Raw genomic sequence first — 17,638 nt, 5'->3', positions numbered from 1 at the left:
CAGCTTTAGTCAAGCGATTGACAGAAAAATTTAGCTTATCCGGTCAGGGATGCCATTGAATAAGTATTGCGGCATTCCGGTTTTCAAAATAGTATGTTGGCAAATTGACGGCTGCCCCTGCGGTTTTAAATCCGAACTGATTGAGGACTCCCCGATGAAAAAATTCTTGTTGATAGCGATGCTCGCTTTAAGTTTAACCGGATGTGACAGCCTGATAAAAAATTTTGGCAGCGATGCAAAAAACACCAATCGACCCGAACAAGTGCCGCAGGTGATTGCGGCTAACGAAACGGCTGCCCTTGCCCGTTTGCGTTCGATTGTCACGGCTGAAATGGCTTATGCGCTGAATGGTGACGGACAGTTTGCGACGCTTGAAACCTTGATTGCAAGCGGGGCAATGAGCGACCCCGCGCGCGGCAAACTCACCGGGTATCGCTTTGAAGTGCGCGTGCGTCCGGGCGGTTTTGAAGCGACAGCGATTCCCGAACGTTACGGCGTGACCGGCAAGCGTTCATTCTATGTCGATGAATCGCGGCAAATTCACGGGGCAGATAAAGGCGGCGCACAGGCGAGCAACGCCGACCCCGATGTTTAAAAATTCTCTCTACAGTCGAGCGCAGGTTTACCATTAATCACTACCAAAAAATTCAATCACTCAATACCGAGAGGTAAAACTTATTGATTGAGCGGGTGGAACAGATAAGACGGATAAATTTGCGAAACCCGCTCCGTCCAGTTTGCCTCATCTGAAAAGGCTTATTTGTCATTCAGGAATCCGGCTTTCACTCAGCGAAAAAGTCATCTTACAGATTCAACAAATCTGATTGCAGCAGTTTTTTTTTACTTTCTTGACAGTCGTTAAAAGCGGTTCCTATAATGCAAGCCTTCATCAATCATGGCTTTCAGTAATTATTAAATCGAAGTCAAACGGAGGCTAACCGTGATTAAGCTCGATATCGTAAATGAAGTTTCTGACAAAACCGGAGTTCCAAAAATTAAAGCTGAAGTTGCCGTCGAAGCGCTTTTTGAAGCGATGAAAAATGCTTTGCAAAGAGGGGAGCGAATTGAACTGCGCGGGTTCGGGGTGTTCGTTGTCAAACCACGCAAACGCGGCGTCGGTCGTAATCCTCGCACCGGCGAAGTTACAGATATTCCGCCGGGAAAAACCATTCGCTTTAAACCGGGCAAAGAACTTCAATCCTGAATTTCCTAAAGGATGTTAGGTGATGCAACCATCTAACATCCTTCTCGCTGCTGTTGACAGCAAACTATCCCAAAGTTGTATCCTGTTTTTGTGGAAAGCACCAATCAGCCTTATCTGTTTCCTGAGCTTGAACGCGCCCAACGTGATGAACGTTACGCGCTGGAGCGCTCCGAAGAACTAGCGCCAAGCCGCATTTTCCTTCATATCGTTTTACTCTTCTTCACGATCATTACGACGATGATTACCGGCGCGGCGATGGTGGTCAGCATCGACGAGCAAACTGATTCCATCATCAGAGCTTTGTTTGCGCCCGTCACTGCCGTCATTCACGCAACCCAAGCCGGAAATTACGAACCCTTAATCAGCGGATTGGTTTTCACCTTCACCTTGCTGACGATTTTAGGGGCGCACGAACTCGGGCACTATTTCGCCTGTCGTTATTATGGCATTCGCGCCACTTTGCCGTTTTTTCTTCCCGCGCCACCGGTGATTACGCTGTTTGGCACCTTCGGCGCAGTGATTAAAATCAAAGAACCGATTCGCACACGCCGCGCGCTTTTTGATATTGGCATCGCCGGACCGCTCGCCGGATTTGCTTTCGCTTTACCGGCATCGTTTATCGGATTGTTTTTTGCAAAGGCGGCAACCCCCATCGGCTCAGGCGGAATGCAATTTCACGACCCGGTATTGTTTATCCTGATCAATAAAATTTTCGGACTCCCGGAATGGATTCACTGGAACCCTGTCTACTGGGCAACCTGGGGCGCGTTGCTGGTTACGGCATTAAATCTCTTCCCGGTCGGTCAACTTGATGGCGGGCATGTCTTGTACGCGGTATTCGGTCGGCGCATTCACAAATGGGTCTCGACAGGCGTAGTCCTGGCGGTAGCGACACTCGCCGTGCTTTCGTATGCGCTCTATCAATCGCCCATCTGGTTTTTGTGGACGTTCGTATTACTGTTCCTGTTAAAAGTCGGGCATCCGCCGCTTGCCGTTGAAGAGCCGTTGGGAAGAGGCAGAAAGATATTAGCGGCAATCGCTTTGATCGTTTTTTTCCTGTGCTTTATGCCTTTCCCCATCACTTTCACTTAAATCCGGTGAATCAATCTCCGTTGGGTGAGCGACATTTTGATATGGCACGCCGCTCATCCAACGACATCTGGCGCTAAAAAAGTTGCTTTAAAATTCAGCCATTCCTTTATTCACAAATCTTTCCTGAGCGATTTACCGTAGAAGAGATTTACAAAAAACTTCATCCTGTTACACTCTCTGTCTGGAGCAGAATCAATGAATGAAAGTGTTATTGCCATATTATCCCTGGGATTTATTTACGGGCTGCGGCACGCCCTGGATGCAGACCATCTGGTCGCCGTTTCAACCATCGTCAGCGAACATAAAAGCCTCTGGCGCTCGTCGCTGATTGGCACCTTCTGGGGGCTTGGTCACACGGCATCTCTGCTTGGCGTTGGCATCGTGGTTTTGTTGCTGAAAATTTCGATTCCGAAACATATCGAACCGTGGATGGAAATGCCCGTGGCGTTGATGTTAATTGCGCTTGGCGGGCTTGCCGTCTGGCAGGCTTTTCGCAATCAGGCAGTGAGCATTCACTCCCACATCCACGAGCACAACAGCGAAGGCGAACATTCACACGTTCACATCCATTTGCAGAACCAGCACAATCATCAGCATCATCTCATACGCATCGGTCGCAAACCCTTTCTGGTCGGGATGGTTCACGGTTTTGCAGGCAGCGCGGCGTTAATGTTGATTGCCTTGACCACAGTCCCAACTGTGGCGCTCGGTTTGGCTTACATCGCGATATTTGGCATCGGTTCGGTTGGCGGCATGCTGCTGATGAGCGCCATGATTGGTTTGCCGTTTGTTGCCACCGCAGAAAAATTCGCGTCGTTTAATCGCGCGATTCGCATCGTGGCGGGACTCTTTAGCATCGGTTTCGGTTTATATTTAGCCTGGAATTTACTGCACGAAATTTTTACGCTTTCATCTTAACCAATAAAGGTAGGCTATGACGGATTTGCTGAATGACAAAATGCCGCCGCTGGCATATTTGAATGACGATTTTTTGAAAAGCTCGGAAGCCCGAGCCTTGCGAATTCTTTCGGAGTATCTGGAACCGCGCGCCCGTTTGCGCCGCTTCAACCTGCGCGACACCATCGTCTTTTTCGGCTCAGCGCGTTCGGTCGCGCCTGACATCGCCGAGGCGCGTCTTGCAGAACTGCAAAAACAAAACGACGATTCGCCTGAATATCAAGACCGGATTGCCAAAGCCGAGCAACTCGTTCACCTGTCGCGTTACTATCAGGATGCGGTTGACCTGGCGCGACGCATCACCGAATGGTCTAAAAGTTTAACCGGACAACATCACTTCATTATCTGTTCGGGTGGGTCGGGCGGCATGATGGAAGCCGCCAATCGCGGCGCTTCACTGGCGCGCGGCAAAACCATCGGCTTGAATATCGAATTGCCGCACGAACAGGATGTGAATAAATACGTTTCGCGTGAGTTGGTTTTCAACTTTCACTATTTTTTCATGCGCAAATTCTGGTTCGTTTACCCGGCGAAAGCCTTGATTGCCTTTCCTGGCGGTTTCGGCACGATGGATGAACTCTTTGAAGTGCTCACCTTGATACAAACCAAAAAGCCCGGCAAAACCATGCCGGTGTTATTATTCGGCAAAACCTTCTGGGATGAAGTGATTAATTTTGACGCGCTGGTGAAATGGGGGGTCGTCAGCCCGCAAGACCTCGACATTTTCTTCAAAACCGATTCGGTTGATGAAGCCTTTGAATACGTGACCGGAAAACTCGAAAAACTTTATCTCTCGGACAAAGGACTCGAAGAAGTGAAATTGACTTAAAGCCTCCGGTCAATCACAGACAAATTCATTGCCTTGCCGTTCTATTTTGCCTGTTTATCTACGGCGTGAATCACCTGTTCGATGAGTCGCAGGTAAGCCGAAAAGGTTTCGTTGGTTTCCGATTCCAACCACACCTCATCATCTTTTTTATACTGGGCAATGCGCGCAAAGATGCGCTTATCGAGATGCAAGGCATCGGCAATTTTTAGTAAGACTTCGTTTTTCTCTATAGGCGCATCTATTCCGCAAATCTCCAAAACGTGTTTGAATAGCTCGACAAAGCTTTCCAGAGAATCGACCATCAACGCCGTCAGGCGATTGGGATTTTTTGATGCGGGAAAATAGAGCGAACGCAGGCGAATCAATTTACCGCGCAATTCATATTCGAGTTGATGACGCAAATTGTGTGTGTGAATCTGCAAATCATCAAACGGGTCTTGCCCGTATACGACGTGGCGCACGCGGCTCATCCCGATGAATTCAATCGGAAAAACATCGGATGATTCGCGAATTTCCTGCCCGGTGAAATAGATGGGCAAAGGGTTGCCGACTTCGCGCCACCATTCGGCAACCTCGTGCGCGGCTTTCAACTCTTCAGTAGTAATTTCCTCAAGCACGACTAAAACTTTTTTACGCTCGTCGTCATCCAATTGCCCGCCCTCGACGGCTTTGCCGTAAAGCACAATGGATTTCAAATTGCCGCCGTGAGCGGTTACCAATTTATCGACAAATTCCGAAAGTTCATCAGCCAAGGTTTATGCCCTCCTCTCAAATCATTCAATACGATTTATTTTCAAAATGACAATTGCTGCGCGCCCTTTCCCATGCAACCTTCATCATTTACCAACTATCGCTTGCGCCGCCGCCGCCGAAATCGCCGCCGCCGCCAAATCCGCCCCAACCGCCGCCTGAATCGCTGGAACTGCCGGAACCACCCCAGCCTGACCCGCCGCCGCTCCAGATGACCGGACCGACCCACCAATCCGAACCGCGACGCCGGTAACCGCCACCGCCGCCACCCCCGCGCCCGAAGCGGCTCAAAATCGCCATCACCACAAAAAAGACGATTATCATAAAGATGATGGTCGAGGGTGAAATGCCGGTTGATGGTCGCCGCGTTCGTGGGCGATAGACCGCGTTGGTGTCGATGCCTTCCATCGAAATGCCGCGTTTTTCGGCAATGGTTGCAAGGATGGTTTGCACGCCGGTATTTAATGCGCCGTCAAAATTGCCTTTTTGAAAATCGACACGCATTCGCCGAATCAATTCACCGGCAAGCCCGTCGGGCACATCGCCTTCAAGATGGCGGCTGATTTCAAGCCGCGTGCCGCCATGATACATGCCATCGCTGCCTTTTTCTTTGATGGCAACCAACAACACTGCCGCCGGTTCGTTGGACGCCTTGCCGACGCCCCAACGTCTGCCGAGTTCGAGCGTGTAATCTTCAATCGGATAATCGTTCATCTGCTCGAAGGGAATGGTCACTACAGTGATTTCGATATTTGCTCGATTGCGAAAATTGGTGAGCAGGTTTTCAAGCGATTGCCGGGTTTGCGGATTGAGTTTATTGGCAAAATCATTGACATATCCACTCGACTGGGGAAATTGCAACTTCGAGATTTGCGCGAAATTCGCAGCGGCAACCGACAGAACCAGGGCAAATAACAACAGCGCTTTTTTGATTACCGGATTTATCATTTCAATTCTCAAAAACGAAAGCCATCAAACAGCCTCAACTTATCATATTTGCGCCGCGTTGACGATAAGCGAATCCACCTGCTGACGCGAAGGTAATGTTCACCTGGCATTTATCGGTTTAATCGCGCGCAAAATTGCTTCCCAACTTTTTATTTTCATCTTTCCCAACGGCGCTTTTGTCAAACCAAATTTGCCGATTGTATAATCGCGCCGCATTTCAAATTCATTCAATAAGAGGGACTCATGCGTTTTCCTAGACTCAGTGGCATTTTACTTCATCCGACATCTTTACCGAACCGTTTCGGCATTGGCGATTTAGGCGACGAAGCCTATCGTTTTATCGATTTTCTTGCGGCAAGCGAACAAAGCCTCTGGCAAGTTTTACCGCTGGGACCCACAGGTTATGGCGACTCGCCTTATCAATGTTTTTCCGCTTTTGCCGGAAATCCCTTGCTGGTTAGCCCTGAACAACTCGTCGCCGAAGGCTTGCTCGATAAGCAGGATTTGCGCGGCGTGCCGAAATTCCCCGTTGAAAAAATCGATTTCGGCTGGGTGATTCCTTACAAAATGGGATTACTTGAGCGAGCCTACAGCAATTTCAAAAAATCAACCGACACCGACCTGCGCGCAGCCTTTCTGGCGTTCAGACAGGAAGCCGCCCCCTGGCTTGATGATTATGCATTGTTTCGCGCCCTGAAAGACCAGCATAAAGGCGTCGCCTGGAATAAGTGGAAACCGCAATACGCTTTGCGCGACGCCAAAGCCATCAATGAGGCGCGCGAGAAATTACACGATAAAATCGAAGCCCATCGCTTTTTTCAATTTCTGTTTTTCAAGGAGTGGCGGGCGCTCAAAAATTATTGTCATGACAAAGGCATCAAAATCATCGGCGATGTGCCGATTTTTATCGCTTATGATTCCGCAGATGTGTGGACTAATCCTGAGTTGTTCAAACTCGACGCCAAGGGCAGACCTTTGGTGGTCGCCGGCGTGCCGCCCGATTATTTCAGCAAGACCGGGCAACTCTGGGGCAATCCGATTTACAACTGGGAGAAGATGCAGGCGACAAAATTCCAGTGGTGGATTGAGCGATTGCAGGCGACATTCAACACGGTTGACATCGTTCGCATAGACCATTTTCGCGGCTTCTGCGCGACCTGGGAAGTTCCGGCGCGCGATAAGACCGCCAAGAACGGGCGCTGGGTCGAAGTTCCCGGCAAAGCGTTGTTCACGAGATTAAATGAAATGCTGGGTGAACTCCCGATCATCGCCGAAGATTTAGGCGTGATAACGCCCGATGTTGAAGCCTTGCGCGACGGTTTCGGTTTTCCTGGTATGCGGATTTTTCAATTCGCCTTTCGCGACCGCGCCAACATCGATTTGCCGCACAATTATATTCCGCATTCGGTCGCTTATACGGGAACCCATGACAATGACACGGCGGTCGGTTGGTTTAACAGCAAGGCGGGTGAAGGTTCAACCCGCAGCGCCGAACAGATCGCCGCCGAAAAGCGATTCTGTATGGATTATTTGAACACTCGCGGCAAAGCGATTCACTGGGATTTCATTCGCGCCGTACTTGCGTCGGTTGCCGATACGGCAATTATTCCGATGCAGGATATTCTGGGACTGGGTTCCGAAGCGCGAATGAATCTGCCCGCCAGTCAGCAGGGCAACTGGCAATGGCGTTATAAAGCCAATGCCTTGAATGAACACTTGAGCAACCGGTTAAACCATTTGACGGAGTTATATGTTCGCAACCGCGCATAAAGGATTTCGATGAGCAGCAAACCTTACGACCAGGCATTTAAATATTTGGCGGAACAAGATGCAAAATCGCTGTTAATTTTGCTCGGACATCTCAAGGCAAATGAAAGGGCGGTGATTGAAAAATTGCCGCTGGAGTTAAGCGCTTCAACGATTTTAACCGACCAGACCTATCGCGTGACGAATGCGAAAGGCAAATTTATTGTTCACCCGGAAGCCCAGACGCAATGGAATGATGATGTATTGACGCGAATGCCCGAATATGATGCGCGATTGTGGATGAAATATCGTCTGCCAATTTTCAGTTATGTGTTAATGCTGACGCCAAAAGGTCTGCCCGGTTATTTGCCCGACTCAGGAAGGATTCAGGCAGGTGTGTTGGAAATCAAATCTGCCTTCAAATTGGTGAAATTGTGGGAAATTCCTGCGCATCGCGTACTGGCAATGCCACGCCAAAATTTATTGCCCTTTATTCCTCTAATGAAAGGCGGAGAGAAAGAATTACAGGCTGCTGCAAAAGCTTTGCGCGGCGTGAAAGATGAACGGCTAAAAGGTGATTTAGGCGTACACTTTTTGATGCTTGGCGGGTTGCGCTAGAATCGTGAAGACCTGTTAGCGTTGATTGTGGAGAAAGGTATGATTCCCATTGAACAATTAAAAGAATCGAGTTTCTATCAACTGGTGTTGCAGGAAGGTGAAAGGAAAGGCGAAAAACGAGGTGAAAAGAAAGGCGAACGACGAGGCGAAATTAAAGGTGCGGCTGAATCGCTCACGATGATGGTCGCCAAACGTTTTCCCAATCTCAATGTTTCAGCCGAAATCAAACGCATTCAAAATGCCGCCCTGCTTCAACAACTGTGCGTAGAGTTACTGGATATGCCAAGCGCCGACGTGCTGAAAAAGCGACTTTCTGAAATTCTCAGCAAAAATAAACGAACGTCGGCTGCCGAACGAAAAAAGAAAACCCGAAGTCAATAAACCCTTCAGCAACTGGCAAATTGCCAGCGCCTAAGGTTTCCGTTGAACCAGTACGCGGAAATTATCGCTCACGCCGCCGGGCACAAAGAGATTTTTTATCGCCAGGCGTTTCTGTAAATCATCAATCGTGTCGCCCGTTTCCATTGCCGCGATGCGTTCAATCAACCCATTGCGAAAGAGAAAATTGGTCTGTCGTTCGTAACTCACCTGTTCAAATCCGAAATCTTTCCCGTAATCAATCAGCGCCGAAAAATTGACGCTGGCAGTGAGGTCTTGTTCACCAATACGTTCCAGCGGATTATCGCGCAAGGTGTGCCGGTAAAAACATCTGAGCGTGCCTTCCAGGCGTTCAACCGAATAGAGATGCGGCGCGAGGTCGCCGTAATCAAGGGTCACTAAAAAACCTTTTTCCATCACGCGGGAAACTTCCCACAACCAGTGAATGGCATCGAGATTGACTTCGATCATTTGCCCTTGAAAAAATTTCGCCTGCGAACGTTTGAGATATTCAACCAGTTGCGGTTTTGAAAGCGCGCCCCAGACAACGGCGAGACGTTGGTGATGCGATTCGTCAACTACGATTACATAAAGTTCTTCGACGGTTTCGCCGGTAAAGCGCAAGCGATGCACAGGCATCGCATCAACCAGTTCATTGGAAAAGAAAATTCCGGCGGTCGGCTTTAACGCGGCAAAGGTTTGCCAGCAAACCCGCTCGCTGAAATCATTCAACTTTTCCTGTTGTCTGGCGCGCATCACCGGACTTTGTTCAATAATCGTGTAATTCGCGCGCGCAAACCCTTCGGCGTGTTCATCACGCAAGGCGCTTAAAACATCGAATGCCAGTTGCCCGGTTCCCGCGCCCATTTCAACGAGGTTCAAGGGTGAGGCAGTATCGCTCTCAAGATATTCGCTGTTCGCATTTTCAGGGTTGTCACTACTGAGGTCTTTCCACAACCGAACGAAGACTTGCGCGAGGATTGCGCCGAATGCCGGGTGGACATTGCTTGAGGTGTAATAATCACCGGTTGCGCCAATCTTCAACCGCTCGGTGTTGTAATAGCCAAGTTCCGCATCATAAAGCGCCAGTTGCATAAAATCGCGAAAGCTCATTGCGCCGTCGCGGTTGATGCGTTCGATTATTTTTTTTTCGAGTGCGGTTGTGTCGCTCATCTTCTACCCAATAAAAAAGCGCAGAGAACCAAGCCCCTGCGCCAGCTTTTCATTTGCGAATTGGTTAAGCGGTCACCGCTTCCGCGCCCTCGACCTCTTCCTCGCTGACATCGCCCTGAAAGAAAACGTAACGCGTCGGATGCTCCTGCATGATTTTGTCCTGCAAACGCATCAAGCCGTAAATCAAAGCTTCGGGGCGCGGCGGACAACCCGGAATGTAGACATCGACGGGAACGATGCGGTCAACGCCTTGCAAGGTCGAATAGGTCGGAAACGGCCCGCCCGTCGATGCACAAGCGCCCATCGCAATGCACCATTTCGGTTCCGGCATCTGATCCCAGACGCGCTTGATGACCGGTGCCATTTTGAGTGTCGGCGTTCCTGCGACAATCATCAAATCGGATTGACGCGGACTCGGACGAAATACCCCTGCTCCGAATCGGTCTAAATCGAAACGTGAAGCGCCGGTCGCCATCATCTCAATGGCGCAACAGGCAAGCCCAAAGGTCATCGGCCAGAGCGCCGAGGCGCGCGCCCAATTAAACACCGCATCAACGGTTGAAGTAATAATCCCGCTCGAAGATTCAACAATTTCTTCTTTTGCCATAAAACCCTTTCAATTGCGGATTGCGAAATGCGGATTGTCTTTTTTCAAATCTCTGCTTTGCTTGATGTGTGCAGATCAATCAATTTCTTTTTCCTGGCTTTCATTATTACTGCGCAACCGTGATCTAGGCATGAAAGTGAAAACCAGTTATAAATCCAGGCAATCCGCAATCCGCAATTTATTTACGCCCATTCGAGTGCGCCCTTGCGCCAGGCATAATAATAACCGATAACCAGAATGCCGATAAAGATGAGCATTTCAATCAACCCGAAAAGCGCCAGCTTGTCGTAAATGACCGCCCAGGGAAACAGAAAAACCACTTCGACGTCGAAGACCAGAAACAGCATAGCGACGATATAAAAGCGCACTGAAAACCGGTCACGGGCATCGCCAATCGGGTCAATGCCGCATTCATAGGGCATCAGTTTCTGGCGCTCGAAGACCCGTCGATGCAGAAGTCTGGAGACGAAAAGCAACACCACCGGCAACAAGGCGGCAATCAGGAAAAAGATAATAATGGGAATATAGCCATAAATCGGCGCTTTGGTTGAAGAGGTTGGTGTTTGTGTCTGGAGCAATAAACCGATTACGTTTGTCATTTGCTCAACCTTAATTTTGATTTGGAATTGTGACTAAAAGCGCACTCATATTATTTTGCGCATAATTTATTGTCAAACTGAAAAGAAACGATGTCAAATCGCAAACCGTTACTGAGAAGTTGCTTTGCCATTCGCTCAGGTCAACGCAGAACTTGCGCTCTGCTTAAAGCCTCTGGTCTTCTCTCGAAATCTAAAGCGCCCGTAAACGACAGGTTAAAATTTATCCTCGGATTGGGCGGAGAGAGAGCAAATAGCGTTCACCCGAAAGTTCAAGGGATGCTGTCCGAATTGAGAATTAGAACGGCTTTTTACCAATAACCGGTTCAGCGCCCGTTGAAATAAATCGTTTCAGCGCATTTTGCTCACCAACATTTAGCTTCATCACTTGCCACTTCCCACCATGATTATGAATAATTGTTTTTTTGATTTTTCTGTTGTACACCCGGCTATACATCCCCACCCGGTGTGGGCGTAATTTCATTATGATTTTATCTCGTTCGTTGCTCGCCATTTTAATTGTTTGCGCGTTAGGGTGCAGCATTTCAGCTCAAACAACAAAGAGTGCGAAGCCCAAAAATTATCCGGCAATCGTTAAAGATTCTCCGCAACGTCTCGTCCAAGCCGAACGCGAGTGGCGGCGGTTGCTGGAATTGTACAACTTGAAAGAGACTGAGGCGCAATTTTATGCCATCACCCACACGCCGCGCTCGCTTGCGGGTATCGAAAGCGGTATCAAAATCATCGATGCGCCGCTTACGGGCGATACAACGGTTCCGGTTCGTGAAGCGGCAAAGCGCTTTATTGACCGATGGCGCGAGTTGTTAAGTGCACAACCTGGTACGGTCTCATTGACCAAAAACGATAATACCGGTGGCATCCATCGCTTGACTTACAAGCAGGCGGATTTTCCGTTTCCGGTCGCCGGTGGATACGGAGAAATCACTCTGGTTATCAATAACGACGGACGTTTGCTGCAACTTGATGACCGTTTCATTCCGGTTGTCGAATTGCCCTTTAGCCCGACGATTAACCGCCAGGAAGCCGCACAACGACTGGTCAATCGCACGTTCACATACAAGGACGCGGCAGGCAACGACCAGCAACTTCGCATTAATGATCTAAAAGACGTTCACGTCAAAGGATTGGTTATATTGCCGGTTGCTAAAAAGGATTCTCTGGAAATTCATCTCGCCTGGGAAATCCTTTTGGGCGATGCGCCATCCTGGACGGTCTATCTGGATGCAATTGATGGCGCAGAATTGAAAGCGGAGCAAAATTTAAAGAACTAAACGTCCATAGTCAGTAGTTCGTAGCCCGTAGCGTTTTTCATCTTACGGACTACGGGCTATAAACTAAGAACTATTAATCACCATATGGAAACCATTATCACAAGGGATACGGATATTATTCGCGAATATTTAGTCGCGCTCGACAATAAAGAGCGCAGCCTTTCACCATTTGCAAAATTTGCGGCGCTCAATAAACTGACACGCCTCAGAGAAGAACTTGGCGACACCAAACTCGAAGCCACCGATGAAGACCTCACCGCACTGAAACAGGAAATTGATGAACGCTTGACGCGCACCTTCTGGCGGCGCATGGCATCGTCAAAGTGGGGGGCACGCCTGGCGCTCTTTTTGATGCTGGTTGGCTTTCAACAACTCATTCTGTTGATCTGTTTGCTGGCAACCTGGCTTTTTGCCAGGTACGCGCCAACGCCCGGCTGGTGGCCGAAAACCTTGCCGCACGAAGAGCCGGTCTCTCTATACCTTTTCGTTTTTCTATTTTTCTTTGCCGCCCCGATGCTCAGCATTGCTGCCATTTTCAGCGGTCGTTTTTTTCGGTCGTGGCGCAAAACCGTGCCGATCTCGATTTTCATTCTTGCGCTTTCAATTGGCTGGACAATCTTTATTTTCAAATACGACGTTAAAGAAAAAAATCCCGTATCCGTTAAATCATCGCTTTTCCTGTTTGCTAAAAATCAAGGGACAACCGAGCAAGCTTATCGTGAAGCTGTCAAAAACAACTGGCTGTTTTCCGATGCCAAATTTCAAGGCGATTATGAAACCTATCTGCGCAACGGTCCCGGTCGCTGGATTACTTCCAAACTGAGCGCGAGCGACGCCGCCTGGCGCAACGGCTTGCAGGTCGTTGATGAATATGTCAACGGCGGGCAAGACCCTGATGGCTTTCGCGACTGGCTGACTTATTACCTTGACCGCAATCGCATCTATTCCGAAGACCGCATTGAACAGGAAGCCCGCGTTATTGCTACGCCCACACCGGAGCTTGGCATCTGGCAAGTCGAACCTTTCTTGCGTGAACGTGATGAACACATTTATCGCGCTTACCTGGGCGATGTGAATCGGTCGATGCGCAAATGGGGATTGGTCAATTTGGGAATTTATGCCCTGCTGTTTTTAATCTACTACCTGATTGGTCCCGTGCTGTCGGTTTTTGAAAGCGCCACCGGGCGCACACGTCGCGCTAAACCGGTTCAGGAAGTTGAAATCATTCCGCCTGCGGAATTTTCTTCGGAATATCCCAATCAAGAGTACGGGCAGCCGGTGTATACGCCCGCACCGCCGGACAAAAGCGTTTTTGAAAAATTGAAAGAACGCTATTTCGATTTTCCCGAACGCCGCGAAATTGTCTCGACGCCTTATTTCGATGAGCCGTTCACCTTGATGGAAAAAGCCCATCGCTCATTTATGGCGCTGGTGATTCTAACCGGTATTGTGGTCTTCGTATTCTGGGCGCTGGTTTATGCGCTGGCTTGGCATAACGGAAAACTCAACGCCCCTTCGCAGGTGGCTTTGATGCGCAGCCATTTGTTGTTTAACGGCTCGGCAGATAATCGTCCGGACGCGCCTCAGAATGCAGCCACTATTGATCGTCGCACCGCTGCCGTAACCGTTAATCGCCTGCCGCAAAGTGAAGCATCTGCCATTAATGAAATCGCCGAACTTGATGAAGCCTTCGATGAAAACGAATACACCACCAACAAACGATTCAAAGAGCACTATCAAACCCTGATGACGCAAAACCGCGAAATCACTGCGCTCAAGGGGCTGTCGTCGCAACTCGAACAGACGACGACACAGTTGCCCAATCAAGTCGCACAGGTGGATTCACGCGCCGCTGCCGCTGAGGGTCGCGCGTCATCTGCCGATGCTCGCGCAGGTCAGGCACTCGGCGCAGTCGAAGCGACCAATCAAAAAGCCGATGAATTGCAAAAACAATTGGGCGCAAAACTCGGCGATGTGGAAACCCGCGCGGCGCGCGCGGCAGAGCAAGCCGGGCAAGCCTCCGAACAGGCATCGCGTTCAGAGACCCGCACCGAAGCTTTGGAAAAAGAGTTAGACCGTCGCGCCCGTCAGGTCGAAGCCCGCACCGAAGAACTCGGCGAACGAACCGCAGCCTTGCAGGAACGCGAAGAGCGCTTGATGCGTTTGCAACGCGCAACTTTTGCCGCGTTGGTTGCCGACCTCAGAGCCGAAGTCGATACTTTTGCCGGTCGTATCGAAGATGGATTTTACAAATCCCTTTCCAAAAACGCCGTCGCCCGCGAAGCCAAAACTTTAACCGACCGCATCAACGCCATTGAAAAAGAACTCCGCGACGTCGGCACCGAACAGGCGAATCAATTCATTGCGCAACTTGAAACCGTCAAAGCCCATCTCGCCCAAGCCGTCGCAAAAGCGAAGTAGTTGTTCAAATAAAATGCTTTGGAAGAATTGCTCACAGAAAATCTTTCCGTTCAGACGCTCGCGCCTTCGCGAAAAATTGCAGCGTTAGAAATTGCCATCGCTTTTCTGGTCATTTCGGCGGTGATGGCGTTGATTCAATTTTCCGGCAAAGCCATTCTCGATAACGACGGCTATTATCACATTCGCTGGAGCCGGATGCTCAGAGAGTCCTTCCCTGCCCTTCCATCATTCAAAGCCTTGCCGCTTACGACGCTCAACGAAAATGAGTACGTTGACCATCACTATCTTTATCACCTGTTGCTTTCGCCATTCACCTTAGGAGATTTGCGCGTTGGCGCGAAACTGGCTGCTGTAGCCTTTTCCAGCCTGGCGCTCACTTCACTTTTTGGTTTGCTGGTCGCGTATCGCATCCCCTATCGCTGGCTCTGGCTGTTGCCGCTCATCGCCAGTTCCGAACCCTTTCTCTATCGCCTGAGCATGACGCGCGCCCCCGCGCTCTCGATTATTTTGATGGGCATCGGCGCGCACTTGATTTTGGAACGCAAGAATTTGTGGCTTGCGTGTCTCGCCTTCATTTTCGTGTGGGCTTACAGTCTATTCCCGCTCACCCTGGTGATGGCGCTTGGCTATTCAACCTGCGTTTACTTAACAAGGCGTGAATTCGATTTTCGTCCGGTGCTGGCATCAACCGTCGGCATCATCGCCGGGTTAATCATCAACCCTTATTTCCCCACCAATCTCAAACTGTTTTACGAACACCTGTTGATGAAAGTGACCGCAAATTACACGGTCGACGTCGGCGTCGAATGGTATCCCTATGATTCGTGGGTGCTCATTGGCAGCAGCGCGCTCGCGTTTATCATTTTCATCGCTGCGCTCATTGCCTTCGACTTTCGCAAACGCGCAGAAGATATGAAACCGCTGTTTTTTTTATTCATCGCCATTGTGCTGATGCTCATGGTTTTCAAATCGCGGCGGTTCATCGAATACTTTCCGCCGTTTGCAATTCTCTTCGGCGCATTCACCATCAAACCGCAATTGAATCACCCATGGCTTACGCGAACCCGCGATTCGATTATCGCCATCAGTGTTTCAATCATTCTCGCTATTGCCTTGCTTGCGACGATGATGATCAACGTCGCACAAGCCTGCAAAGATGTGAGCAGCGAAGCCGACCCGTTTGCTTACGAAGGCGCAGGCAAATGGCTCGCGGAAAACACGTCCCCCGGAACGCTGGTCTTTAACACTGATTGGGATGATTTCCCGATGCTCTTTTACTTCAGCCCGAATAACGCCTACACTGCCGGACTCGACCCGACTTATCTTTATGACCAAGACCGCGAGTTATGGCATCTTTACGCCGACATCACGCTTGGTCGTCGAAGCGACGCGGCGATTTTGATTCGCGAACGGTTCGGAGCCGAATATGTGTTCACCGATAATCAACATCGAGAGTTTCTCGACATCACCGAACGCAGCCGGATTTTTAAAGTGGTTTATAAAGACGATAAAACGACGGTTCTACGTTTGATTTCAGCCGAAGAAGAACAAAATCAAAGTGACGAAAAATGATTTATCGGCAAAATCTTTACAATCGGTTTGATTATCAATCGGTTTGATGGAAAAAGACCGGGCTGATCGTGAAGGTTGATTTCCCAGCGGAAGCCCACATTGAAATCTATACCAATCGTTTTCCATTAGCCCATTTCATCCACTTCTCTAAATCAAAACCTGCTGTCAGAAAATCATCGCGCTTATCCTTGACCACGGTTCACCGGGCAGGCAATCATACAACCTCACTTATGGACACACTCGATTTAACCCGACAACTTATTAACATCGAATCCATCAGCGGCAATGAAAAAACGTTGGTTGATTTTCTGGCAAACTATCTCGAAGGCATAGGCTTTTCCATCGAATTACAGGAAGCCGAAACCAATCGCCCGAACCTTTACGCCAAACGCGGCGAACCGGACGTGGTGCTTTCGACACACACGGATACCGTGCCGCCTTATGTTGAACTCAGCGAAGATGACCGGTTCATTTACGGGCGCGGCGCTTGCGATACCAAAGGCTTGATGACTTCGATGATTAAAGCCAGCGAGCGCCTGATTGCAGAAGGCGTCAGCGATTTCGGTATGTTGTTACTGGTTGGCGAAGAAAACGGCAGCATCGGCGCAAAAGTGGCAAACCATTTGCCGAACCATTGCCACTATCTGATTAACGGCGAACCGACGGAATCGAAACTGGCGCTCGGCTCGAAAGGGGCGCTGAGAGCCATTTTGAAGGCTTCGGGTCGCGCGGCGCATTCGGCTTATCCGCACCTGGGCGAATCGGCGATTGAAAAATTATTGGATATTCTCAACGATTTTCGCCGTGCCGAACTTCCGAAAAATGAAACGCTCGGAGAAACCACCATGAACATCGGACTAATGTCGGGCGGGGTGGCGGCAAACGTGATTCCGCCAACGGCGCAAGCTGAACTCATGTTTCGCGTGGTTACGGAAACCGGCGAATTGAGAAAACTGATTGAACGAATCAACGACCACCGCGCCACCATTGAATACGGTTTTCAATGTGAGCCGGTGTTTATGGAAAAACTCGAAGGCTATGACACAACCGTCGTGTCATTTACCACAGACATTCCGGCGCTGACCAACTGGGGCAAGCCATTGTTATATGGACCCGGTTCGATTCTCGATGCTCACACCGCAGGCGAAAAGATTGCCAAAAAAGATGTGATTGAGGCGGTTGATATTTATGTTGAGATGGTCAAAAAATTAAAAACTGTGCTGGCATCCTCTTGAGCACGAAACCTTATGATCAGGCATTCAAATATTTTGCTGAACAGGATGCCGAATCGCTTTTAATTCTTCTTGGTTACTTGAAACCCGGTGAACGGGCAGAGATTGAACCGTTGCCGCTTGAATTGAGTGTTTCGACTTTACTCACTGATCAGGTTTATTTGGTGCGACGCGGAGGTAAAGAGATCATTGTACACCCTGAAGCCTAGATTGAATGGAAAGC

Annotated in this window: 19 protein-coding genes; 13 read left to right on the top strand and 6 right to left on the bottom strand. The window is 49.5% G+C overall.

All coding sequences use genetic code 11. The features are described 5' to 3' along the window. The first annotated feature begins 154 nt into the window (after positions 1-154). The 5 genes from AB1757_00740 (at position 155) to AB1757_00720 (ending at position 4,082) form a co-directional block, all read left to right on the top strand. Positions 155-595 carry a hypothetical protein gene (locus AB1757_00740; GenBank protein MEW6125560.1) on the top strand — a complete coding sequence of 147 codons (441 nt, stop codon included), beginning with the start codon at positions 155-157 and terminating at the stop codon, positions 593-595. Between the two features lie 345 nt (positions 596-940). Beyond that, the gene (locus AB1757_00735) at positions 941-1,204 is read left to right on the top strand and encodes an HU family DNA-binding protein (protein MEW6125559.1); all 264 of its coding nucleotides are present in this window, start codon (positions 941-943) and stop codon (positions 1,202-1,204) included. 90 nt (positions 1,205-1,294) lie between these two features. Continuing rightward, entirely contained in the window at positions 1,295-2,296 is a 1,002-nt protein-coding gene (locus AB1757_00730) for a site-2 protease family protein (GenBank protein MEW6125558.1), read from the top strand. A 195-nt stretch (positions 2,297-2,491) separates the two neighbouring features. Then, positions 2,492-3,214: an urease accessory protein UreH gene (locus AB1757_00725; GenBank protein ID MEW6125557.1), complete on the top strand. Its 723-nt coding sequence runs from the start codon at positions 2,492-2,494 to the stop codon at positions 3,212-3,214. A 16-nt stretch (positions 3,215-3,230) separates the two neighbouring features. Continuing rightward, positions 3,231-4,082 carry an LOG family protein gene (locus tag AB1757_00720; protein ID MEW6125556.1) on the top strand — a complete coding sequence of 284 codons (852 nt, stop codon included), beginning with the start codon at positions 3,231-3,233 and terminating at the stop codon, positions 4,080-4,082. A 41-nt stretch (positions 4,083-4,123) separates the two neighbouring features. Here the strand turns inward: AB1757_00720 and AB1757_00715 are convergent, their stop codons facing one another. Next, a complete protein-coding gene (locus AB1757_00715; protein ID MEW6125555.1) occupies positions 4,124-4,834 on the bottom strand; it encodes a hypothetical protein in 711 nt (236 codons plus the stop codon). A gap of 88 nt (positions 4,835-4,922) precedes the next feature. Beyond that, complete coding sequence (locus AB1757_00710; GenBank protein MEW6125554.1) at positions 4,923-5,780, bottom strand: TPM domain-containing protein; 858 nt, start codon at positions 5,778-5,780, stop codon at positions 4,923-4,925. 243 nt (positions 5,781-6,023) lie between these two features. On the opposite strand from AB1757_00710, the gene malQ reads away from it, so the two are divergent. The 3 genes from malQ to AB1757_00695 are packed head-to-tail and all read left to right on the top strand — an operon-like array spanning position 6,024 to position 8,525. Then, positions 6,024-7,550 carry a 4-alpha-glucanotransferase gene (gene malQ, locus AB1757_00705; GenBank protein ID MEW6125553.1) on the top strand — a complete coding sequence of 509 codons (1,527 nt, stop codon included), beginning with the start codon at positions 6,024-6,026 and terminating at the stop codon, positions 7,548-7,550. Positions 7,551-7,559: 9 nt separating this feature from the next. Continuing rightward, complete coding sequence (locus AB1757_00700; GenBank protein MEW6125552.1) at positions 7,560-8,144, top strand: hypothetical protein; 585 nt, start codon at positions 7,560-7,562, stop codon at positions 8,142-8,144. A 39-nt stretch (positions 8,145-8,183) separates the two neighbouring features. Continuing rightward, complete coding sequence (locus AB1757_00695; GenBank protein ID MEW6125551.1) at positions 8,184-8,525, top strand: hypothetical protein; 342 nt, start codon at positions 8,184-8,186, stop codon at positions 8,523-8,525. Positions 8,526-8,555: 30 nt separating this feature from the next. On the opposite strand, the gene AB1757_00690 is transcribed toward AB1757_00695, so the two are convergent. From AB1757_00690 to AB1757_00675, 4 genes are all read right to left on the bottom strand, one after another. Continuing rightward, positions 8,556-9,695 carry an SAM-dependent methyltransferase gene (locus AB1757_00690; GenBank protein MEW6125550.1) on the bottom strand — a complete coding sequence of 380 codons (1,140 nt, stop codon included), beginning with the start codon at positions 9,693-9,695 and terminating at the stop codon, positions 8,556-8,558. A gap of 64 nt (positions 9,696-9,759) precedes the next feature. Next, positions 9,760-10,302 carry an NADH-quinone oxidoreductase subunit NuoB gene (gene nuoB, locus AB1757_00685; GenBank protein ID MEW6125549.1) on the bottom strand — a complete coding sequence of 181 codons (543 nt, stop codon included), beginning with the start codon at positions 10,300-10,302 and terminating at the stop codon, positions 9,760-9,762. 182 nt (positions 10,303-10,484) lie between these two features. After that, the gene (locus AB1757_00680; GenBank protein MEW6125548.1) at positions 10,485-10,901 is read right to left on the bottom strand and encodes an NADH-quinone oxidoreductase subunit A; all 417 of its coding nucleotides are present in this window, start codon (positions 10,899-10,901) and stop codon (positions 10,485-10,487) included. Positions 10,902-11,196: 295 nt separating this feature from the next. Continuing rightward, positions 11,197-11,382, bottom strand: coding sequence for a hypothetical protein (locus tag AB1757_00675; GenBank protein MEW6125547.1), 186 nt, complete (start codon positions 11,380-11,382; stop codon positions 11,197-11,199). Between the two features lies 1 nt (position 11,383). Here AB1757_00675 and AB1757_00670 point away from each other — a divergent pair, with 1 nt between their 5' ends. The 5 genes from AB1757_00670 (at position 11,384) to AB1757_00650 (ending at position 17,624) form a co-directional block, all read left to right on the top strand. Then, positions 11,384-12,190, top strand: coding sequence for a hypothetical protein (locus AB1757_00670; GenBank protein ID MEW6125546.1), 807 nt, complete (start codon positions 11,384-11,386; stop codon positions 12,188-12,190). Positions 12,191-12,274: 84 nt separating this feature from the next. Beyond that, entirely contained in the window at positions 12,275-14,611 is a 2,337-nt protein-coding gene (locus tag AB1757_00665) for a hypothetical protein (GenBank protein MEW6125545.1), read from the top strand. A 27-nt stretch (positions 14,612-14,638) separates the two neighbouring features. Beyond that, on the top strand, positions 14,639-16,183 hold the full coding sequence (locus AB1757_00660; protein MEW6125544.1) for a hypothetical protein: 1,545 nt from the start codon (positions 14,639-14,641) through the stop codon (positions 16,181-16,183). 230 nt (positions 16,184-16,413) lie between these two features. After that, the gene (locus AB1757_00655) at positions 16,414-17,418 is read left to right on the top strand and encodes a M20/M25/M40 family metallo-hydrolase (protein ID MEW6125543.1); all 1,005 of its coding nucleotides are present in this window, start codon (positions 16,414-16,416) and stop codon (positions 17,416-17,418) included. Then, entirely contained in the window at positions 17,415-17,624 is a 210-nt protein-coding gene (locus tag AB1757_00650; GenBank protein ID MEW6125542.1) for a hypothetical protein, read from the top strand. The genes AB1757_00655 and AB1757_00650 overlap by 4 nt, the downstream gene beginning before the upstream one ends. The last annotated feature ends 14 nt before the right edge of the window (positions 17,625-17,638 follow it).

The sequence above is a fragment of the Acidobacteriota bacterium genome (assembly GCA_040754075.1).
Taxonomy (GTDB): Bacteria; Acidobacteriota; Blastocatellia; order UBA7656; family UBA7656; genus JBFMDH01.
This window is presented reverse-complemented; position numbering and strand designations above follow the sequence as displayed.

Coding starts and splice junctions, on each gene's coding strand:
- AB1757_00740 (MEW6125560.1), top strand. CDS start 155: ATGAAAAAATTCTTGTTGATAGCGATGCTCGCTTTAAGTTTAACCGGA.
- AB1757_00725 (MEW6125557.1), top strand. CDS start 2,492: ATGAATGAAAGTGTTATTGCCATATTATCCCTGGGATTTATTTACGGG.
- AB1757_00720 (MEW6125556.1), top strand. CDS start 3,231: ATGACGGATTTGCTGAATGACAAAATGCCGCCGCTGGCATATTTGAAT.
- AB1757_00710 (MEW6125554.1), bottom strand. CDS start 5,780: ATGATAAATCCGGTAATCAAAAAAGCGCTGTTGTTATTTGCCCTGGTT.
- malQ (MEW6125553.1), top strand. CDS start 6,024: ATGCGTTTTCCTAGACTCAGTGGCATTTTACTTCATCCGACATCTTTA.
- AB1757_00700 (MEW6125552.1), top strand. CDS start 7,560: ATGAGCAGCAAACCTTACGACCAGGCATTTAAATATTTGGCGGAACAA.
- AB1757_00695 (MEW6125551.1), top strand. CDS start 8,184: ATGATTCCCATTGAACAATTAAAAGAATCGAGTTTCTATCAACTGGTG.
- AB1757_00690 (MEW6125550.1), bottom strand. CDS start 9,695: ATGAGCGACACAACCGCACTCGAAAAAAAAATAATCGAACGCATCAAC.
- nuoB (MEW6125549.1), bottom strand. CDS start 10,302: ATGGCAAAAGAAGAAATTGTTGAATCTTCGAGCGGGATTATTACTTCA.
- AB1757_00680 (MEW6125548.1), bottom strand. CDS start 10,901: ATGACAAACGTAATCGGTTTATTGCTCCAGACACAAACACCAACCTCT.
- AB1757_00675 (MEW6125547.1), bottom strand. CDS start 11,382: ATGAAATTACGCCCACACCGGGTGGGGATGTATAGCCGGGTGTACAAC.
- AB1757_00670 (MEW6125546.1), top strand. CDS start 11,384: ATGATTTTATCTCGTTCGTTGCTCGCCATTTTAATTGTTTGCGCGTTA.
- AB1757_00665 (MEW6125545.1), top strand. CDS start 12,275: ATGGAAACCATTATCACAAGGGATACGGATATTATTCGCGAATATTTA.
- AB1757_00655 (MEW6125543.1), top strand. CDS start 16,414: ATGGACACACTCGATTTAACCCGACAACTTATTAACATCGAATCCATC.